Source organism: Pseudomonas sp. ADAK2, assembly GCF_012935755.1.
GTDB lineage: Bacteria > Pseudomonadota > Gammaproteobacteria > Pseudomonadales > Pseudomonadaceae > Aquipseudomonas.
Genome location: NZ_CP052862.1, coordinates 389,117 through 408,137, shown reverse-complemented (window position 1 = coordinate 408,137; position 19,021 = coordinate 389,117). Strand labels below are relative to the sequence as shown.

The following is a 19,021-nucleotide window of genomic DNA, read 5'->3' as shown; positions in this document are numbered from 1 at the left end:
CTTTCGCGAGCAAGCTTCGCTCCTACAGGTCAGTTGTCAGACTTTTTTGTGTTGTTCCACCCATTGCCCGTAGGCATTGATGAAGCTCTGCAAAAACGGCTTTACGGATTCCGACAGTTTGCCCGCCTCGTCAAATGCCGTCCCCGCCCCGCCGAGATAGGCTTCCGGCTGCTGCATGCACGGCACATTGAGAAACACCATGGACTGGCGCAAGTGATGATTGGCGCCGAAACCGCCCACCGCGCCCGGCGAAACACTGATCACGCCTCCCGGTTTACCGCTCCAGGCACTCTTGCCATAAGGACGCGATCCCACATCAATCGCATTCTTCAACGGCGCCGGCACGGAACGGTTGTATTCCGGGGTCACGAACAGCACTGCGTCGGATGAGCTCACTTGTTGTCGGAAAGTGCTGTAGGCTGCCGGCGGTGAAGCGCCATCGATGTCTTCGTTGTAGAGCGGCAAGTCGCCAATTTCGACGATGTTCAATTTCAGATTGGCAGGCGCCAGATCAGCCAGGGCCAATGCGACCTTGCGGTTGATCGATTCTTTTCTCAAGCTGCCGACCACAACGGCGATCGTATAGACGTTGCTCATGGAAGATTCTCGACTGTCCGATGGAAAGAGCCTGTAGTTATAGATGACGATTCGATCAGCGGGCGAGCGAAAATCGCCGCCCCTGACTATTTTTTTCCTGTAGGAAAACTTACCTCGCCCAACCACGGTCTACAGAACCGCAAATTGAGTGATTTATCTCCAGAGGTTCTAAGCAGATGGCAGCAGTACTCGTCGGTCAGTTCCATGCAAGAGACGCGGAAGGCCGCGTTTATTCCGTGCATGAGTTCCAGGAATCCACCCCGTCGGCAGACGGGCTCGGCGGCACGGAGCCTGTCACCACCTATAAGCTGGCCATTGGCGATCGTGTTAAAAAGCTCGACGACAACCAGTTTCTGTTGATCCAGTCGGATGTCACTATCGTTCGCGAACCCGACACCTACGTCGGTAGCCTGCCGGAAACCACCGTCGCTTCATAACCCTGTGTTATGAGCAGAAGTCATATGCACGCACTTGAGTTAGGATTCAGCCACTGACTCCCTCACCTGCTGAACATGGACTTCACGCATGCGTTTACGTCATATCGAAGTGATCCAGGCGCTCTTGCAGACCGGTCACCTGGGCACCGCCGCCGAATGGCTGCAGTTGCCGGTGACCGAGGTCGAAGGGATTTTGCGCGACGCCGAGGGTCAGTTGGGCTTCATGCTGTTTTCCAGCGTGCGCGGCCGCTTGCAGGCCACGCGCGAGGCGCGGGAGTTGCAGGTCGAAATCGCTCACGTCTATGAAGCTCTCGAGCCGGTGCAGCGCCTGGCCAACAGTCTCAAGCAATACCTGGCGCCACCGCTGCGCGTCATCGGCACGCCGCCGCTGGCCCAACAGTTATTGCCCCACAGCATTGCGGCCCTGCGCCGACGTTTCCCCGATGCGCCGTGCACCCTCCTGAGCCAACCCACCCGCGAAATCGTCCGCAGCCTGCTGTTGCGCGAAAGCGATCTGGGCCTGAGCCTGCACGACCCCGACCACGCCGATATCGATTGCCAGGTGATTGCCCAGGGCAAACTCCAGTTACTGGCACCTCACGGCTGGCTGCAACCCAAGCAGAAGTATGTGTCGGTACAGGATCTGGCCGGTCAGTCGATGGTTGGCCTCGACGGTCACGACCCGTTGAGCCCGGCGCTGGAGACCAAGTTACAGGCGCTGCGTCCGGCCCTGGTGATCCAGACCCGCGTCCAGACTCATCAGATGATGCGCAGCATGGTCGAGGCCGGTGAAGGCCTGGCCATCGTCGACCCGTTCACCGCCCTCGGCGCCAAATCGTCCGGACTCGACGCCTGCCCGCTGGCGCCGGCCGTGCCGATCAGCCTCTACGCCCTGACCTTGAAGAACGGCGAGCCCTCGCCCGCCGTTGAGGCGTTGCTGGCGATCATCACGGAACAAGCCGCGGCGATGTTGGCGAGCTGAGCGGGTTTTCCAACGGGTTATCGAACAACCGATACCAGAACAACGCCACTTCGGCGGTGTTCGGGTCGATACCGCGATAGCGCAGATGATCGATCCCGCCAATCTGATAACCGCAGCGCTCATAGAGTCGACAAGCGCCCAGGTTGTTGTTCTGGGTTTCGAGCATGATGCCCGGCAGCTTTTTCTTGCGGCTCCAGAACTGTGCGACATCCAGCAACGACTTGGCCACGCCATGCCGCCGCGCCGGCGCATGCACCGCCAGTTCGTCGATATGGGCGAAGCCGTTCCAGTTGGTGCTGATCACCAGATGGCCCACCGGCTCGTCATCCAGGTACGCCATGAAAATCGCACTGTCGGCGGCATCGCGGAAACTGCTGAACTCTTCCGGATCGATGCCGTAGCACTTTCGATAAGGGGTGATTGGCGTCACCGGCCACTGCGCCACCGGCTTGCCGATTTCGGCAGCACCATAGGCGGCGACTTCAAAACTGAAATCGCTGCCCCAGATGTAGGCCGCAAAACCATCGTCGGCAACGCGCACCGACAGCCCTGGGTATTTCGGATTCATGACCGGTTGCATGCTGGGAAAGGTCCTCATTCCTTGATGCAATCGACGGTGTAGTGCCGTCCATTGCCCTCGTCTTCGTGTTGCAATCCGTGCACATCGGCGACAAATCCCGGGAAGCTGCTGTCGAAGGTACGGGCAAATGCCAAGTAATCGATGATCGATCGGGTCGACTCGGTGAAGCGCTCACCGGGCATGATCAACGGAATTCCTGGCGGGTACGGCACCAGCATCACGGCGGCGATTCGCCCATCCAGGGCGTCGATCGACACCGCCTCCACCTCACCGCGCACCAATTGATCATAGGCGTCGGCGGGCTTCATGGCGATTTCCGGCAGCACGGTGTACATGCGTTTGAGGTGCTTGGCCGTGGCATTGCTGCGGTAGCAAGCGTGCAGTTGATCGCACAGATCCCGCAGGCCCATGCCTTGATAACGCGCCGGATTTTCCTGGGCGACGCACGGCAGGCAGGTGTTCAGGCTGACATTGGCGTCGTAACTGCGCTTGAACTCCAGCAACTCGGTGAGCAACGTGCTCCATTTGCCCTTGGTGATGCCCATGGAGAACAGCACCAGGAACGAATACAGCCCGGTCTTCTCCACCACCAGCCCGCGCTCCCAAAGGAATTTGCTGACCACCGCTGCCGGAATCCCGCGCTCGCTCAAGGCGCCGCCCGCGGTCAGGCCCGGCATCACCAGGGTGACCTTGATCGGATCGAGCAGCACGTAGTCATCGGTCACGCCGCCAAAGCCGTGCCAGTCGGCGTCGGGTTGCAGCAGCCAGTCTTCAGTGATGACCTGGGTGATGCCTTCCACCGATGGCGGTTGCCAGATGGAAAACCACCAGTCATCCGCGGCAATGTGCTGGCGCAGATTGGCCAGGGCCCGGCGGAAACTCAGGGCTTCGTCGAACATTTCCTGCAACAGCGAACGCCCGGCCGGCCCTTCCATCATCGCCGAGGCTACGTCCAGCGAAGCGATGATGCTGTATTGCGGCGAAGTAGAGATGTGCATCATGAACGCTTCATTGAAACGGTCGCGATCCAGTTGCCGCGCACCACCGTCCTGCACGTGGATCATCGACGCCTGGCTGAACGCCGCCAACAGTTTGTGCGTGGAATGGGTGGTGAACACCAACGGGCTGTCTTCGCTGCGCGAGGTGCCCATGCCGAAGCGCCCGGCGAAGAACTCGTGAAACGCCGCGTAGGCGTACCAGGCTTCGTCGAAGTGCAAGACCTCGACGCTGTTGCCGAGGTTCTGCTTGATCAGCTCGGCGTTGTAGCAGAGGCCGTCGTAGGTGGAATTGGTCACCACCGCCAGTTTGACCTTGGGCTCGCGGCCCTTGGTCAGTGGGCTGGCGTCGATCTTGGCCTGGATCGACTCGCGGCTGAACTCGCTCAACGGAATCGGGCCGATGATCCCCAGCTCATTGCGCTCCGGGCACAGGTACAGCGGGATGGCGCCGGTCATGATGATCGAGTGCAGCACCGACTTGTGGCAGTTGCGATCCACCAGCACCAGGTCATCCCGGGCGACCATGGAATGCCAGACGATCTTGTTCGCCGTGGAGGTACCGTTGATCACGAAAAAGGTGTGATCGGCGCCGAAATTGCGCGCGGCTCGCGCTTCGGCCTCGGCCAACGGGCCGGTGTGGTCGAGCAGCGAACCGAGTTCCGGCACCGACACCGACAAATCCGAACGCAGGGTGTTTTCCCCGAAAAACTGGTGAAACGCCTGCCCCACCGGGCTCTTGTGATACGCCACGCCACCACCGTGGCCGGGGGTGTGCCAGGAATAGTTGGAATCGGCGGTGTGCTGCACCAGGGCCTTGAAGAATGGTGGCAACAGACCGTCCAGGTACTTGCGCGCCGCCCGCGCGACTTGGCGGGCAAGGAACGGCACGGTGTCTTCGAACAGGTACAGAATGCCGCGCAGTTGATTGAGCTCGGCCATGGCGTCGGCCGGGGCGTTTTCCAGGGTGACTTGCTCGCCCAGGGCGAAAATCGGCAAGTCCGGCGCGCGCACCCGGGCCAGGCCGATCAATTCGGCCATATTGTGTAACAAATGAGAATTCGTACTGGCGTCTTCGGCGGCGATCAACATGCACGACAGGCCGTGATGGGTCGATGCGACGAGCCGCCCTTCGGTGTAATCCACCGCGCTGAGAATGCTGAAACCTTCCTGCTCCAGCTCCCGGGCGATGCCACGCACGCGGTCACCGGCAACCGTGTCGGCCTTGATGTCGCGATGGACGATCAGGACCGGGAATTTCAAATCTTTATACATGGGGCTCAGTGTCCTGAGGCGGCAGACCGTGGCCTGCCAATTACCTCAGGGTAGAGGGTTGCGGCGGATGTGGCGAGGATGGCACCTTGCCCCAGGGCATGACTGTGTTGCCAGAAATGAAAAGATCGCCTACGCCTGAGCCTTGGCTTCCACCAACTGCTGCCACAACGACGGAGCACCAGCGGATTTAGCCACTGCCTCCAGGCGCGCAATGTGCTGCGCCAAATCATCTTCGCTCGCGCGGATGATCCGGGTCGGCTGGCGATCGGCCGGCAGGCGGCGAATTTCGGTGCCAGAGTTGTCCGCTCCCTCGCCCGAACCGTTGCCGTCAGACGCATTACCCGCCAGAGACAGGCTGGTCTGCCCGCCGGTCATGGTCAGGTAAACGTCGGCGAGGATCTCGGAGTCGAGCAAGGCGCCGTGCAATTCACGGCCGGAGTTGTCGACGCCATAGCGTTTGCACAAGGCGTCGAGGCTGTTGCGCTGCCCCGGGTGACGTTCCCGGGCCATCATCAGGGTATCGAGGATCGAGCAGTGCTGGGTGATGTCAGCGCGATCGTGCTGGCCCATCAGCGCGAATTCGTTGTTGATGAAGCCAACGTCGAACGCCGCGTTATGGATGATCAGCTGTGCGCCCTTGATGAATTCGAAAAACTCATCGGCCACTTCGGTGAAACGCGGCTTGCCCACCAGGAATTCGTTGGTAATGCCGTGGACGCCGATGGCGCCCTCATCACTCTCGCGATCCGGTTGCAGGTAAACGTGAAAATGCCGGCCCGTGAGGCGCCGACCAATCAACTCGACACAACCGATTTCGATAATCCGGTGGCCGTCGGTCACCGGCATGCCGGTGGTTTCGGTATCGAGTACAACGGATCTGGTGGCCATCAGTGCTCAGCTCTCAACGGGTCAATCGTGCAAAAGCGGCGATCTTAACACGCTCGCGGGATCCGGCGCGCGCTGCCGGGCGACCGGCGCTCACGCACTTTTTAACAATCATTAGCAAAGCTCATAAAGTCTGCAGGACAGTGGTTCGTTAGCGTGGAGGGCTTGAATTCCAAGGGTTTGACCTCGTCATGAAGACTGCACGATTGTTTCTATTGAGTACCTGTTTGCTGGGCCCAGGCGCCCAAGCCACCAGTTTTGTGATCAGCACCGATGTCACCGTGAGCCTGAGCATGAGTTCAACCAAAGGCACCAGCGGCTCGTTCAGCGACGACAAGATTGTGCTGGCGGCCAAGGATGACGCAGCGGCGTTTGTGGCCAGTGAGGGGAATATCCGAGGAGTGCGGATCGAGGCGGCGTTTGCGCGGATTCGTGAAATGATTCCGGAGACGTCCTACACAGATCAACAACTGGCAAGTGCGATCTTGATGCTGTGATGATCGTTCCCACGCTTTGTGGTCTGCACCCCAAAAGTTGGACGATTGTGGCTCTAGGCCTGAACGGATTGGGTCCTGTATTCCACAGGGCTCATTCCATTTAGTCTCAGCTTGATGCGCCGGTGATTGTAATAGTCGATGTAGTCCACTAATCCGGTCTGAAGCTCGTCAAGATTACTGAATTTGTTCAGGTAAAAGAATTCGGATTTGAGCGTGCCAAAGAAGCTTTCCATGGCCGCGTTGTCGTAACAGTTCCCTTTGCGCGACATGCTCGCTGTGACCGAGTGCTCTTTTAGGCGCTGGTCATAAATAGGCATCCTGTACTGCCAGCCTTGGTCTGAGTGCAAGATGGGTTTTTCGCCCGGTTTTAGTCGCGCAAAAGCTTTACTAAGCATTGCCCCGACCATGCTGAACAACGGCCGTCTGGCGATATCGTAGGAAATGATCTCGGCGTTATAGAGGTCCAGAATTGGCGATAGATACAGCTTCTGTCCTCCCACCTTAAACTCCGTGACGTCGGTTACCCATTTCTGATTGGGTTGTGATGCTTGGAAATCGCGGTTCAGAAGATTGGGGGCGGCTCGCCCCACTTCACCTTTGTAGGCGCGGTACTTCTTCACACGTACTCGGCATTTGAGGTCAAGTTCAGCCATAAGGCGTTGCACGGTCTTGTAGTTGATCAAGAAACCGGCCTTGCGCACTGCCAGCGTTACGCGGCGATAGCCAAACTTACCTTCTTCTTTGTTGAAGACCTCACATATCTTGGCTTTCAGCTCCGCATACTTATCAGCCGCCTGGAGCACTTTCTGCTGATAGTAGAACGTGCTGCGCGCCAATCCGGTGATTTTCAACAAGGCGTCGAGAGAGTGCCGCTGCCTCAGTTCAATTACGATTTGCGCTTTTTCTGTTGCGCTGCTCGTTTCTTCTGAACCAAGGCATCGAGCTTTTTTAGATAATCATTTTCCAGCCGAAGTTGATTCAGTTCTGCGATCAACTCATCCCGGGAACGGGACTCATCAGGTAACAGAGGCTGGGCAGGTTCGGGCGGTTTGGGCATTTTCTTTGTAGATCCAGTTCGTCTGGGTTGGCTGAGCAGGGCATTTTCACCGCCCTCATCATAGCGGCGCTGCCAATCGCCGACGATGTTGAATTTCCGGATATCAAATAGCGCGGCCACTTGACGGTAGGAAAGCTGCTCTTCACGCATCCGCTTCAAGACGGACATCCTGAATTCAGCACTGTAGTGCTGCACTTTTTTTACTTCCAGAGCGGCCGGGCCGTGCACCTTGTAGGCCGCGACCCACTGGCGCAACGACGAAAAATCCACGTCGTGACGATGCGCTACATCTCTAAGCCCCGCTTCGCCGGTGCAGTAATCCTGTACCGCTGACAGCTTCGCTTGAACCGTGTACTTCCCCATGAAACACCCCATCGGTTGTGTCCAACTTTTGGGGTGCAGACCATTGCGTGGGAGCGATCAGCACAGATCAATCCTGTTTGTAGCCGCGCACTTCATCAACGCCACGATTGGCCAACTGGTCAGCCCGTTCGTTGCCATGATGGCCAATGTGCCCACGCACCCATTTCCAGGTCACGGTGTGGCGGTTGACCTGCTCGTCCAGCAACTTCCAAAGGTCGGCATTCTTGACCGGTTCTTTCGCCGCGGTTTTCCAGCCGCGCTTCTTCCAGTTGGCCATCCACTCGTTGATGCCTTTCATCACGTACTGGGAGTCGGTCACCAGCAACACGTCGCAGGAGCGCTTGAGTTCTTCCAGGCCCTTGATCGCGCCCATCAGTTCCATGCGGTTGTTGGTGGTGTTGGCTTCGCCGCCCCAGAGTTCCTTTTCGACGCCCTTGCACACCAGCAATGCGCCCCAGCCGCCGGGGCCAGGGTTGCCCTTGCAGGCGCCATCAGTGAACAGTTCTACGCTATCGCTCATGCCAATCTATCCAGAAAAATGCGGTGGCTCGCCGATCCAGGATCGACGATGCCCGAGGCCGGGTTAGCCCGGCCGGGAAAATAAAGAGTGTTTACGGCTCGATATGACGACGATTGACCTTGGCCATCGGCAACGGAATCAGCTTGCCCATCGGTTCGCGTCGCTCCTGACGCACAGGGCGCAGGCCCACCACGATCTTGCGCGCGACCAATAGATAGAAGCCGCCGCCCGACAGTTGCCAGTCACCGGCCTTGCGTTCCCAACCGGCCAGACGGGTCTGCCATTTGGGCGACGCAAGCGGCGGACGATAGCACCCGAAGCGGCGTTTCTCCAGCGCGAAACCCAGCAGGTTCAGCCAGTCACCGACCCGCGACGGCGAAATGCAACGGGCCTTGCGCAAGGCGTCGTGGGCGAACACATGGCGCAGGCCCCACGTGCTCCAGGGATTGATGCCGACGATCAGCAGATGCCCACCGGGCCGCACGCTGCTCGCCGCTTCGCGCAGCAAACCGTGGGGCGACAGGCAGAAATCCAGCCCATGCTGCAACACCACCACGTCGGCGGCGTGTTCGCTCAAGGGCCAGGCCTGCTCCTCGCAAACGATCTCGACGCCGGGCAACGGCGCACCCAGTCGCACGTTGCGCTGTACCTGTGGCGCCGAGGGTGGCGTTTCGGCCGATGGACCGTAATGCACCAGGTAACCGCCAAAAAAACGGCCCAACTCGTCTTCGAGCATGCGCCGTTCTTCGTCCAGCAGAAATTGCCCGATCGGGCTGGACAACCATTCACGGGCGGCGCTGATCAATGTCAGCCACTCAGGATCGGCCTGAGCGAACGCTTTATCGGTCATTGCATTCTCCAAAGCGCCAGGAAGTTCTAAGATGCGCCATTGTTTTCCGCTTGGCGAATCCGACGATGATACAGATCAGTGCCCTGCCCGCCTTCACCGACAACTACATCTGGTTGTTACAGGACCACCGTACCCAGCGCTGTGCCGTGGTCGATCCGGGGGACGCCGCGCCGGTCCAGGCCTGGCTCGCGGCGCATCCGGGCTGGGTGCTCAGCGATATTCTGATCACTCACCATCATCATGACCATGTCGGCGGCGTCGAGCAGCTGAAAAATGCGACAGACGCGAAAGTCTACGGCCCGGCCAGCGAAACCATCCCGGCACGGGACGTGGCGCTCAAGGACAACGACCGCATCAGTGTGCTCGGCTGGGACTTCGAGGTGTACGCCGTTCCCGGTCACACCCTGGGGCATATTGCCTTCTATCACCACGGCCTGCTGTTTTGCGGCGATACCCTGTTTGCCGCCGGTTGCGGCCGGTTGTTCGAAGGCACGCCGGAGCAGATGCACACCTCGCTGACGCGCCTGGCCGCGTTACCTGAGGACACGCTGGTGTATTGCACCCACGAGTACACCCTGAGCAACCTGAAGTTTGCCGCGGCGGTCGAACCGGGCAATCCGCACACTGCCGCACGTCTGGAAAAAGTCACCGCGCAACGCGCAGCCGGAATCATGACGCTGCCCTCTACGCTGGCGCTTGAAAAGCTGACCAACCCTTTTTTGCGGGTCGACGAAACATCCGTTAAAGAAAAAGTGGACGAACGGAACGGAACCCAAAACCGGGGTCCGAGTGCGGTTTTTGCTGCCTTGCGGGCTTGGAAAGATAAGTTCTAAGCTAGCTGCCTGTTGGTACAAAAATTCTGAATGGTTGACCGCAAGGGGTACGCTTTCTAGAATCGCCCGACATTTTTGCCCGGAACTTACTTCCAGCCAATGTCGTCATCTATTCGTAAAGCCATCAATTCAGACGCATTGACCCGCTTGGCTCAAGCCATTGCGGTGGCTGTGTCCGCCACATTGGCGGGCTGTTCAAGCCATGTCCCGCAAACCGAAGCCACGCATACCCCGAATATCGCCGCGCGAGCCAAGCAGAAACCGATCTGGCTCAGCGAGAAACCAACACCGCAAATACCACAGGACGTCTGGGAGCGCATGCGCCAGGGCTTCCAGTTGCAGGACGGACTGGGTGTCAACCCGCGCATCGAGCAACAACGACTGTGGTTCGCCAGTAACCCGTCCTTCCTCGAAAACGCCGGCGAACGCGGCAGCCTGTACATTCACTACATCGTCGAACGCCTTGAAGAACGCAACATGCCGCTGGAACTGGCGCTGCTGCCAGTGATTGAAAGCGCCTACAACCCGATGGCCTATTCCCGGGCCGACGCGGTGGGTCTCTGGCAATTCATCCCTTCCACCGGGCGTTACTTCAACCTGCGCCAGACCCGTTTCTATGACGGCCGTCGCGACATTACCGCCTCGACCACCGCCGCCATGGATTACCTGACGCGTCTGCACGACATGTTCAACGGTGACTGGTTGCTGGCCCTCGCGGCCTACAACGCCGGTGAAGGCACGGTCAGCCGCGCCATCGAACGTAACGAAAAGCTCGGTTTGCCAACCGATTACTGGAACCTGCCGCTGCCGGCCGAAACCCAGGCCTACGTGCCGAAGTTGCTGGCCCTGTCACAAGTGGTGCTGGCGCCGGAAGCCTACGGCGTGAACCTCAACCCGATCGCCAACGAACCGTACTTCCAGGTCGTCGAAATCAACCAGCGCATGGACCTGTCCAAGGTTGCCGCGGTGGCCAACATCGACGAAGACGAACTGTTCCAGCTCAACCCAGCCTTCAAGCAGCGCACCACCATCGACGGTCCCCAGCATTTGCTGGTCCCGACATCCAAGGCGCAACTGCTGACTGCCAGCCTGTCGACCATGCGTCCCGAAGAGCTGATCAGCACCCGCCAGCTCAAGCCTGTATTCGAAGGCGCCGACGACAACGAAATTGCCAGACTCAAGCGTGCCTACCGGGTGAAACGTGGCGACAACCTCGCCAGCATCGCCAAGGCTAACAAGGTCGATGTCAAGGATCTGCAGCGCTGGAACAAGACGAACGGCAAGAACCTCAAGGTCGGCCAGACTCTGGTCATGCGGGACAACACGCCTGCCAAGCGTAGTGGCGGTCGCGTCAACACCGTCGTCGCCGCGAACAGCAAGGGCAACGGCAAGGCCACCAGCAAGACGCAACAGACCCAGTACAAGGTCAAGCAAGGCGACTCGCTGTATATGGTTGCCAAACGTTTCAACGTTGAAATGCAACACCTCAAGCGCTGGAACCCACGGGTTGGCCAGGCGCTGAAGCCGGGTCAGATGCTGACGGTGTCTTCGCCACGCTAATTGGCGTGTGAAGCCGAAAAGATCGCAGCCTTCGGCAGCTCCTACAGGATGGACACCTAATCCATGTAGGAGCTGCCGCAGGCTGCGATCTTTTTTTGTGCCCAAAACACCGCTTTAGAGCCCCGTCTTTTTCCTGTCGATACAAGCTGTTACTGTACGGCCCACAAAGCCCAAGCCGCCTGGATCGGATCCCTGACTTGAAGCGTCCCCTCCTCCTTCTCCTGATCAGCCTGGCCTTGAGCTCCACCGCAAGCGCGACGATCAGCGAAAGCCATGGTTATGCGCAGTTCGGCACGCTCAAGTACCCGGCCAGATTTACCCACTTCGACTGGGTCAACCCGCAAGCGCCCAAGGGCGGTACGTTGCGGGTGATGGCGTTTGGCACCTTCGATACGCTCAACCCCTACACGTTCAAGGGCTCAAGCCCGGTTTCCACGCCGAATTTCCTGCAATACGGCATCAACGAGCTCAACGAGCCGCTGATGGTCGGCACCGGCCAGTACGCGCCGTCCGGCGACGAGCCGACCTCCAGCTATGGCCTGATTGCCCAATCGGTGGAATACAGCGAAGACCGCAGCTGGGTGGTGTTCAACCTGCGCCCCGAAGCGCGTTTCCACGACGGCACGCCGATCACCGCCTACGACGTGGCGTTTTCCTACCGCTTACTGCTCAAGGAAGGCCATCCGCAGTACCGCACCAACCTTCAGGAAGTGCTGCGGGTCGACATTCTCAACCCGCAACGCGTTCGCTTTGTGTTCAAGCGCGCCGGCAATCCGTTGCTGATCCTGCGCCTGGGCGAGTTGCCGGTGCTGCCGCAACATTACTGGAAAGGTCGCGACTTCAAGGCCACCACCTTCGAGCCGCCGCTGGGCAGCGGGCCGTATCGCATCACCTCGGTGCAGCCGGGGCGGCAGATTGTCTTCGAACGGGTCAAGGATTACTGGGGCAAGGACCTGGCGGTCAATCGCGGCAAGTACAACGTCGATCGCATGGAAGTCGAGTTCTACCGCGACAGCGACGTGGCCTTCGAAGCCTTCAAGGCCGGCGAGTTCGACATCTACATCGAGCACCAGGCCAAGAACTGGGAAAACGGCTACAACTTTCCGGCCGTACGCCGTGGCGACGTGATCAAGGCACAGATCCCGCACCAGATCCCGACCCAGAGCCAGGGCCTGTTCATGAACAGCCGGCGCCCGACCTTCGCCGAGGTCAAGGTCCGCGAAGCGCTGGGGCTGATGTTCGACTTCGAGTGGACCAACCGCACGCTGTTCAGCGGTGCCTACAAACGCGCCATGAGTTACTACCCCAACAGCGAGTTCTCCGCCACCGGGCTACCGGTCGGTCACGAATGGCTGATGCTCAAGCCCTACCGCGAGCAGTTGCCTGCCAAGCTCCTCACCGAGCCCTTCAGCCTGCCGCAGACCGAAGGGCGCGGCATCCCTCGGGAAACCATGCGCAAGGCCCTGGGCCTGCTTGGCGAGGCCGGCTGGAAGCTCAATGGCCAGCGCGTGCAGAACGCCAACGGCCAGCCGCTCAGGTTTGAGATCCTGCTGGTCAATCCGAACCTGGAACGCATCCTCCAACCCTACGTCGAAAATCTCAACAGCATTGGGATCGACGCGCGGCTGCGCACGGTGGATCGCGCCCAGTACAAACAACGCCTGGATCAGTTCGATTTCGACATGATCCTGATGACGCTCAACCAGACCCTCAGCCCGGGCCTGGAGCAATGGCAGTATTTCCATTCCAGCCAGGTCGGGGTCAAGGGCAGTAAAAACTATGCCGGCATTGCCAACCCGGTGGTCGATCATCTGCTTGAACAACTGCTCGGCGCCCAGACGCGCGACGAACAGGTCGCCGCCGGCAAGGCCCTCGACCGGGTGCTGCTGTGGCAGCACTACAGCATTCCCAACTGGTACCTCAATTATCATCGCCTGGCCTACCGCAACCGGTTGGCCTTCGTCACCACGCCGCCCTACACCCTGGGCTTGAGCGCATGGTGGCTGAAGTCTTCGGAGAAAGATCAATGAAACCCGTACGCGCCCTGCTCTTGCAGGCCAGCGGTCTGTTGTTCGCCGGGCTGGCCTGCGCCGCCCCGCAACATGCCCTGACCCTGTACAACGAGCCGCCGAAATACCCGGCCGACTTCAAGCACTTCGATTACGTCAACCCGGACGCGCCCAAGGGCGGGATCTTCCGCCAGGCCGGTTTCGGCGGCTTCGACAGCCTCAACCCGTTCATCAGCAAAGGGGTGGCGGCGGACAACATCGACATGATCTACGACACCCTGGCCAAACAGGGCCTGGATGAACCGTTCAGCGAATACGGCCTGATCGCCGGCAAGATCGAGAAAGCCCCGGACAACAGCTGGGTACGTTTCTACCTGCGCCCCGAAGCGCGGTTCCACGACGGCCATCCGGTGCGCGCCGAAGACGTGGTGTTCAGCTTCCAGACCCTGACCAAGGACGGCGCACCGATGTACCGCGGTTACTACAGCGATGTCGCCGACGTGGTTGCCGAAGACCCGCTGACGGTGCTGTTCAAGTTCAAGCACAGCAACAACCGCGAACTGCCGCTGATCCTCGGCCAGTTGCCGGTGCTGCCGAAACACTGGTGGACCACCCGCGACTTCAACAAGGGCAACCTGGAAATGCCGCTGGGCAGCGGACCTTACAAAGTCAGCGAAGTGAAAGCCGGGCGCTCGGTGCGTTATGAGCGGGTCAAGGATTACTGGGGCAAGGACCTGCCGGTCAACCGCGGCTTTTACAACTTCGACGTGATGACCACCGATTATTACCGCGACAACACCGTGGCCCTCGAAGCACTGAAGGCCGGGCAGTTTGATTACTGGCTGGAAATGACCGCGAAGAACTGGGCCAACGCCTACAACATCCCGGCAGTGACCGAGGGCCGGTTGATCAAGGAACAGATTCCCAACGGCAACCCGACCGGCATGCAAGGCTTCGTCTTCAACTTGCGCCGCGCGGCGTTCCAGGACATCCGCGTGCGTCAGGCCCTGACGTTGCTGCTGGACTTCGAATGGACCAACAAACAATTGTTCAACGGCGCCTACGCCCGCACTCGCAGTTATTTCGAAAATTCGGAAATGGCCGCCACCGGCCTGCCGGACGCCGATCAACTGGCGATCCTCGACCCCTTCCGCAGCCAACTCCCGGCGCAGGTGTTCAGCGAGGCGTTCCAGAACCCGACGACCGACGCCAGCGGCATGATCCGCACTCAGCAACGCCAGGCCTATCAACTGCTGCAAGAGGCTGGCTGGCGGATCGTCGATGACAAAATGGTCGACGCCAACGGCAAACCGGTGACCATCGAGTTCCTGCTGGCCCAGACCGAATTCGAACGGGTGCTGCTGCCGTTCAAGCGTAACCTCAGCGACCTCGGGATCGACCTGGTGATTCGCCGGGTCGACGTCTCGCAGTACATCAACCGCGTGCGTTCCCGGGACTTCGACATGATTGTCGGCAGCTTCCCGCAGTCCAATTCGCCAGGCAACGAACAGCGCGAGTTCTGGATGTCCGCCGCCGCGGACAAGCCCGGCAGCCGCAATTCCATGGGTTTGAAAGACCCGGTGGTGGACCAATTGGTCGAGGGCCTGATCAACGCCGATTCGCGCAAAAGCCTGGTGGCTCACGCCCGCGCGCTGGACCGCGTGCTGCAATGGGGTTATTACGTGATCCCCAATTGGCACATCAAGACCTGGCGCGTGGCGTACTGGAACCACATCGGTCACCCGAAAACCTCACCCAAGTACGACATCGGCATCAATACCTGGTGGGTCAAGCCCGATGCAAAACCGGCGATAGAAGTCGAAACCAAACTGCAAGCCGACCCTGCGGGCACGGAGTAATCAGATGCTGGCGTATATTTTTCGGCGACTGCTGCTGATCATCCCGACCTTGTTCGGCATTTTGCTGATCAACTTCGTGATCATCCAGGCCGCCCCCGGTGGCCCGGTGGAACAGATGATCGCCAAGCTCGAAGGCTTCGAAGGCGCCACCAGCCGCATCGCTGGTGGCGGGGCCGAAGTCTCGGTGGCGGGTTCGGCCTATCGCGGTGCCCAGGGCCTGGACCCGGCGCTGGTCAAGGAAATCGAGCACATGTACGGCTTCGACAAATCGGCGCCGGAACGCTTGTGGATCATGGTCAAGAACTACGCGACCCTGGATTTCGGCGACAGCTTCTTCCGCGACGCCAAGGTCATCGACCTGATCAAGGAAAAGATGCCGGTGTCGATCTCCCTCGGGCTGTGGAGCACGCTGATCATGTACCTGGTGTCGATCCCGCTGGGGATTGCCAAGGCCACGCGCCACGGCAGTCACTTCGACGTCTGGACCAGTTCGCTGATCATCGTCGGCTACGCGATCCCGGCGTTCCTGTTTGCCATTTTGCTGATCGTGGTGTTTGCCGGCGGCAGTTATTTCGACTGGTTCCCGCTACGGGGCCTGACCTCGAACAACTTCGCCGAGCTGAGCATGGGCGGCAAGGTCCTCGATTACTTCTGGCACCTGGCCTTGCCGGTGACGGCGCTGGTGATCGGCAACTTCGCGACCATGACCCTGCTGACCAAAAACAGCTTCCTCGATGAAATCAACAAGCAGTACGTGGTCACCGCCAAAGCCAAGGGGCTGACCAATCACAAAGTGCTCTACGGCCATGTGTTCCGTAACGCGATGCTGCTGGTGATTGCCGGGTTCCCGTCGGCGTTTATCGGGATCTTCTTCACCGGTTCGCTGCTGGTCGAGGTGATTTTCTCCCTCGATGGCCTGGGCCTGATGAGTTTTGAAGCGGCGATCAACCGCGATTACCCGGTGGTGTTCGGCACGCTGTTTATCTTCACGTTATTGGGGTTGGTGGTGAAACTGATCGGCGACCTCACCTACACCCTGGTCGATCCGCGCATCGACTTCGAACACCGGGAGCATTGAGATGAGCCTGTCCCCCCTCAATCGCCGGCGTTTCGAACTGTTCAAGGCCAACAAGCGTGGCTGGTGGTCGCTGTGGCTGTTTTTGATCCTGTTCGGCCTGAGCCTCGGCGCCGAGCTGATCGCCAACGACAAACCGCTGGCCGTGCATTACGACAACGGTTGGTACTTCCCGGCGCTCAAGCGCTACCCGGAAACCACCTTCGGCGGCGAATTCCCGCTGGAAGCCAACTACAAGAGCCCGTACATCCGTGAGCTGCTCAAGGCCAAGGACGCGTGGATTCTGTGGGCGCCCATCCCCTACAGCTACCAGAGCATCAATTACGACCTGAAAGTCCCGGCACCGGCGCCACCGTCTACCGACAACCTGCTGGGCACCGACGATCAGGGCCGCGACGTGCTGGCCCGGGTGATCTACGGCTTCCGGGTTTCGGTATTGTTCGCCCTGACGCTGACCATTCTCAGCTCGATCATCGGCGTGATCGCCGGGGCCTTGCAGGGGTTCTATGGTGGCTGGGTCGATCTGGCCGGGCAGCGTTTCCTCGAGATCTGGTCCGGGTTGCCGGTGTTGTATCTGCTGATCATCCTCGCCAGTTTCGTCCAGCCGAACTTCTGGTGGCTGCTGGGCATCATGCTGCTGTTTTCGTGGATGAGCCTGGTGGACGTGGTGCGCGCCGAGTTCCTGCGTGGGCGTAACCTCGAATATGTGCGCGCGGCGCGGGCGCTGGGGATGCAGAATGGCGCGATCATGTTCCGCCACATCTTGCCCAACGCCATGGTCTCGACCATGACCTTTATGCCGTTCATCCTGACTGGCGCTATCGGCACGCTGACGGCTTTGGATTTCCTCGGTTTCGGCCTGCCGGCGGGCAGTCCGTCGCTGGGCGAGCTGGTGGCCCAGGGCAAATCCAACCTGCAGGCGCCGTGGCTGGGCATGAGCGCGTTTGCCGTGTTGGCGTTGATGTTGAGTTTGCTGGTGTTTATCGGCGAGTCCGCTCGCGATGCCTTCGACCCGAGGAAGTGAAATGAATCAGGACAATCTGATCGAAGTGCGCGACCTCGCCGTCGAATTTGTCGTCGGCGAGCGCGTGCAGCGGGTGGTCGAAGGCGTGAGCTTCGATATCAAGCGCGGCGAAACCCTGGCGTTGGTCGGTGAAAGCGGCTCCGGCAAATCGGTGACCGCGCACTCGATCCTGCGCCTGCTGCCCTACCCGCTGGCCCGGCATCCGTCCGGCACCATCGAGTATTCCGGGCAAGACCTGCTGAGCCTGAAAGAGAAAACCATCCGCCACATTCGGGGCAACCGGATCGCGATGATTTTCCAGGAGCCGATGACCTCGCTCAATCCGCTGCATTCGATCGAGAAGCAGATCAACGAGGTGCTGGGCATCCACAAGGGCCTGACCGGCAAAGTGGCGACCAAGCGCACTCTGGAGCTGCTGGAAATGGTCGGCATTCCCGAGCCGCACAAGCGCCTGAAAGCCCTGCCCCACGAACTGTCCGGCGGCCAGCGGCAACGGGTGATGATTGCCATGGCCCTGGCCAACGAGCCGGAATTGCTGATTGCCGACGAACCGACCACCGCGCTGGACGTGACCGTTCAGCTGAAAATCCTCGAATTGCTCAAGGAATTACAGGCCCGTTTGGGCATGGCGTTGTTACTGATCAGTCATGATTTGAACCTTGTGCGAAGAATTGCGCATCGCGTATGTGTCATGCAGCGCGGTTGCATCGTCGAACAGGCATCGTGCGAGGAGTTGTTCCGCGCGCCGCAGCATCCGTACACTCGGGAACTGCTGGCAGCGGAGCCCAGCGGCAAGCCGGCAACCAACGTAATTGGCCCGCCGCTGCTGCAAGTCGAGGACTTGAAAGTCTGGTTCCCGATCAAGAAAGGCTTCTTGAAAACCACGGTGGATTACATCAAGGCGGTCGACGGGATCAATTTCAGCCTGCCTCAAGGCCAGACCTTGGGGATCGTGGGAGAAAGCGGTTCCGGCAAATCGACGCTCGGCCTGGCGATTTTGCGGCTGATCGGCAGCAAAGGCGGCATCCGTTTTGAGGGCAAGCAGCTAGACTGCCTGACGCAGAATGAAGTTCGACCGTTGCGCCGGGAGATGCAGGTGGTGTTCCAGGACCCGTTCGGCAGCCTGAGCCCGCGGATGTGTGTGAGCCAGATCGTCGGCGAAGGCCTTAGAATCCACAAGATGGGTACTGAGGCGGAACAGGAACAAGCGATTATTGCGGCATTGAAGGAGGTAGGCCTGGACCCGGAAACCCGGAACCGCTACCCCCACGAATTTTCCGGTGGGCAACGGCAGAGAATCGCCATTGCCCGGGCATTAGTGCTAAAACCGGCGTTGATCCTGCTGGACGAGCCGACTTCGGCCCTCGACCGGACAGTGCAGCGCCAAGTGGTGGAGCTTTTGCGGTCACTGCAAACCAAGTACAACCTGACGTATCTGTTTATCAGCCATGACCTGGCTGTCGTCAAAGCGCTGAGCCACCAGTTGATGGTGGTCAAGCATGGCCAAGTGGTCGAACAGGGAGACGCGCAAAGTATCTTTGCCGCCCCCCAACATCCGTATACACAGCAGTTGCTGGAAGCCGCTTTCCTGGCACCAGCCACTGCGCAATAACCTGAAAGAGA

Annotated in this window: 17 protein-coding genes; 10 read left to right on the top strand and 7 right to left on the bottom strand. The window is 59.7% G+C overall.

The genetic code is table 11. The features are described 5' to 3' along the window. Positions 1 to 36 precede the first annotated feature (36 nt). On the bottom strand, positions 37 to 597 hold the full coding sequence (locus HKK52_RS01980; protein ID WP_133836173.1) for an NADPH-dependent FMN reductase: 561 nt from the start codon (positions 595 to 597) through the stop codon (positions 37 to 39). A gap of 176 nt (positions 598 to 773) precedes the next feature. On the opposite strand from HKK52_RS01980, the gene HKK52_RS01975 reads away from it, so the two are divergent. Both HKK52_RS01975 and HKK52_RS01970 read left to right on the top strand, forming a co-directional pair. Then, positions 774 to 1,034 carry a hypothetical protein gene (locus HKK52_RS01975; RefSeq protein ID WP_169369095.1) on the top strand — a complete coding sequence of 87 codons (261 nt, stop codon included), beginning with the start codon at positions 774 to 776 and terminating at the stop codon, positions 1,032 to 1,034. 88 nt (positions 1,035 to 1,122) lie between these two features. Then, a complete protein-coding gene (locus tag HKK52_RS01970) occupies positions 1,123 to 2,016 on the top strand; it encodes a LysR substrate-binding domain-containing protein (protein ID WP_169369094.1) in 894 nt (297 codons plus the stop codon). Here the strand turns inward: HKK52_RS01970 and HKK52_RS01965 are convergent. The 3 genes from HKK52_RS01965 to dnaQ form a co-directional block, all read right to left on the bottom strand. After that, the gene (locus HKK52_RS01965) at positions 1,982 to 2,596 is read right to left on the bottom strand and encodes a GNAT family N-acetyltransferase (protein ID WP_169369093.1); all 615 of its coding nucleotides are present in this window, start codon (positions 2,594 to 2,596) and stop codon (positions 1,982 to 1,984) included. The two genes, HKK52_RS01970 and HKK52_RS01965, sit on opposite strands and share 35 nt — an antisense overlap. A gap of 14 nt (positions 2,597 to 2,610) precedes the next feature. Next, a complete protein-coding gene (locus tag HKK52_RS01960) occupies positions 2,611 to 4,866 on the bottom strand; it encodes an Orn/Lys/Arg decarboxylase N-terminal domain-containing protein (RefSeq protein WP_169369092.1) in 2,256 nt (751 codons plus the stop codon). Positions 4,867 to 4,995: 129 nt separating this feature from the next. After that, positions 4,996 to 5,754 carry a DNA polymerase III subunit epsilon gene (gene dnaQ, locus HKK52_RS01955; protein ID WP_169369091.1) on the bottom strand — a complete coding sequence of 253 codons (759 nt, stop codon included), beginning with the start codon at positions 5,752 to 5,754 and terminating at the stop codon, positions 4,996 to 4,998. A 188-nt stretch (positions 5,755 to 5,942) separates the two neighbouring features. Between dnaQ and HKK52_RS01950 the strand changes: the two genes are divergently transcribed. Then, a complete protein-coding gene (locus tag HKK52_RS01950; protein WP_169369090.1) occupies positions 5,943 to 6,248 on the top strand; it encodes a DUF2388 domain-containing protein in 306 nt (101 codons plus the stop codon). A 53-nt stretch (positions 6,249 to 6,301) separates the two neighbouring features. On the opposite strand, the gene HKK52_RS01945 is transcribed toward HKK52_RS01950, so the two are convergent. From HKK52_RS01945 to HKK52_RS01935, 3 genes are all read right to left on the bottom strand, one after another. After that, positions 6,302 to 7,668, bottom strand: a protein-coding gene (locus HKK52_RS01945) for an IS3 family transposase (protein WP_169369089.1) whose coding sequence is annotated in 2 segments (ribosomal slippage) — positions 6,302 to 7,200 and positions 7,200 to 7,668 — 1,368 coding nt in all. Because the reading frame shifts where the segments join, the coding sequence is not laid out codon by codon here. Between the two features lie 67 nt (positions 7,669 to 7,735). Further along, a complete protein-coding gene (gene rnhA, locus HKK52_RS01940) occupies positions 7,736 to 8,188 on the bottom strand; it encodes a ribonuclease HI (RefSeq protein WP_054047533.1) in 453 nt (150 codons plus the stop codon). Between the two features lie 91 nt (positions 8,189 to 8,279). Next, positions 8,280 to 9,038, bottom strand: a complete 759-nt coding sequence (locus HKK52_RS01935; protein WP_169369088.1) for a class I SAM-dependent methyltransferase — start codon at positions 9,036 to 9,038, stop codon at positions 8,280 to 8,282. 65 nt (positions 9,039 to 9,103) lie between these two features. On the opposite strand from HKK52_RS01935, the gene gloB reads away from it, so the two are divergent. The 7 genes from gloB (at position 9,104) to HKK52_RS01900 (ending at position 19,010) form a co-directional block, all read left to right on the top strand. Continuing rightward, positions 9,104 to 9,871, top strand: coding sequence for a hydroxyacylglutathione hydrolase (gene gloB / locus HKK52_RS01930; protein WP_169369087.1), 768 nt, complete (start codon positions 9,104 to 9,106; stop codon positions 9,869 to 9,871). A gap of 99 nt (positions 9,872 to 9,970) precedes the next feature. Further along, positions 9,971 to 11,431, top strand: a complete 1,461-nt coding sequence (locus HKK52_RS01925) for a transglycosylase SLT domain-containing protein (RefSeq protein WP_169369086.1) — start codon at positions 9,971 to 9,973, stop codon at positions 11,429 to 11,431. Between the two features lie 221 nt (positions 11,432 to 11,652). Continuing rightward, a complete protein-coding gene (locus HKK52_RS01920) occupies positions 11,653 to 13,461 on the top strand; it encodes an extracellular solute-binding protein (protein ID WP_442962302.1) in 1,809 nt (602 codons plus the stop codon). After that, positions 13,458 to 15,299: an extracellular solute-binding protein gene (locus HKK52_RS01915; RefSeq protein ID WP_169369084.1), complete on the top strand. Its 1,842-nt coding sequence runs from the start codon at positions 13,458 to 13,460 to the stop codon at positions 15,297 to 15,299. Before HKK52_RS01920 ends, HKK52_RS01915 begins: the two co-directional genes overlap by 4 nt. Before the next feature lie 4 nt (positions 15,300 to 15,303). Continuing rightward, positions 15,304 to 16,377: a microcin C ABC transporter permease YejB gene (locus HKK52_RS01910; RefSeq protein ID WP_169369083.1), complete on the top strand. Its 1,074-nt coding sequence runs from the start codon at positions 15,304 to 15,306 to the stop codon at positions 16,375 to 16,377. Position 16,378: 1 nt separating this feature from the next. Continuing rightward, a complete protein-coding gene (locus tag HKK52_RS01905) occupies positions 16,379 to 17,398 on the top strand; it encodes an ABC transporter permease (RefSeq protein ID WP_169369082.1) in 1,020 nt (339 codons plus the stop codon). A 1-nt stretch (position 17,399) separates the two neighbouring features. Next, the gene (locus tag HKK52_RS01900) at positions 17,400 to 19,010 is read left to right on the top strand and encodes an ABC transporter ATP-binding protein (RefSeq protein ID WP_169369081.1); all 1,611 of its coding nucleotides are present in this window, start codon (positions 17,400 to 17,402) and stop codon (positions 19,008 to 19,010) included. The last annotated feature ends 11 nt before the right edge of the window (positions 19,011 to 19,021 follow it).

Excerpts from the sequence above, each read along its gene's own strand:
- HKK52_RS01965 (WP_169369093.1), bottom strand. The coding sequence starts at position 2,596 with ATGCAACCGGTCATGAATCCGAAATACCCAGGGCTGTCGGTGCGCGTT.
- rnhA (WP_054047533.1), bottom strand. The coding sequence starts at position 8,188 with ATGAGCGATAGCGTAGAACTGTTCACTGATGGCGCCTGCAAGGGCAAC.
- HKK52_RS01925 (WP_169369086.1), top strand. The coding sequence starts at position 9,971 with ATGTCGTCATCTATTCGTAAAGCCATCAATTCAGACGCATTGACCCGC.
- HKK52_RS01950 (WP_169369090.1), top strand. The coding sequence starts at position 5,943 with ATGAAGACTGCACGATTGTTTCTATTGAGTACCTGTTTGCTGGGCCCA.
- HKK52_RS01935 (WP_169369088.1), bottom strand. The coding sequence starts at position 9,038 with ATGACCGATAAAGCGTTCGCTCAGGCCGATCCTGAGTGGCTGACATTG.
- HKK52_RS01960 (WP_169369092.1), bottom strand. The coding sequence starts at position 4,866 with ATGTATAAAGATTTGAAATTCCCGGTCCTGATCGTCCATCGCGACATC.
- gloB (WP_169369087.1), top strand. The coding sequence starts at position 9,104 with ATGATACAGATCAGTGCCCTGCCCGCCTTCACCGACAACTACATCTGG.
- HKK52_RS01980 (WP_133836173.1), bottom strand. The coding sequence starts at position 597 with ATGAGCAACGTCTATACGATCGCCGTTGTGGTCGGCAGCTTGAGAAAA.
- HKK52_RS01915 (WP_169369084.1), top strand. The coding sequence starts at position 13,458 with ATGAAACCCGTACGCGCCCTGCTCTTGCAGGCCAGCGGTCTGTTGTTC.
- dnaQ (WP_169369091.1), bottom strand. The coding sequence starts at position 5,754 with ATGGCCACCAGATCCGTTGTACTCGATACCGAAACCACCGGCATGCCG.
- HKK52_RS01910 (WP_169369083.1), top strand. The coding sequence starts at position 15,304 with ATGCTGGCGTATATTTTTCGGCGACTGCTGCTGATCATCCCGACCTTG.
- HKK52_RS01970 (WP_169369094.1), top strand. The coding sequence starts at position 1,123 with ATGCGTTTACGTCATATCGAAGTGATCCAGGCGCTCTTGCAGACCGGT.
- HKK52_RS01900 (WP_169369081.1), top strand. The coding sequence starts at position 17,400 with ATGAATCAGGACAATCTGATCGAAGTGCGCGACCTCGCCGTCGAATTT.
- HKK52_RS01905 (WP_169369082.1), top strand. The coding sequence starts at position 16,379 with ATGAGCCTGTCCCCCCTCAATCGCCGGCGTTTCGAACTGTTCAAGGCC.
- HKK52_RS01975 (WP_169369095.1), top strand. The coding sequence starts at position 774 with ATGGCAGCAGTACTCGTCGGTCAGTTCCATGCAAGAGACGCGGAAGGC.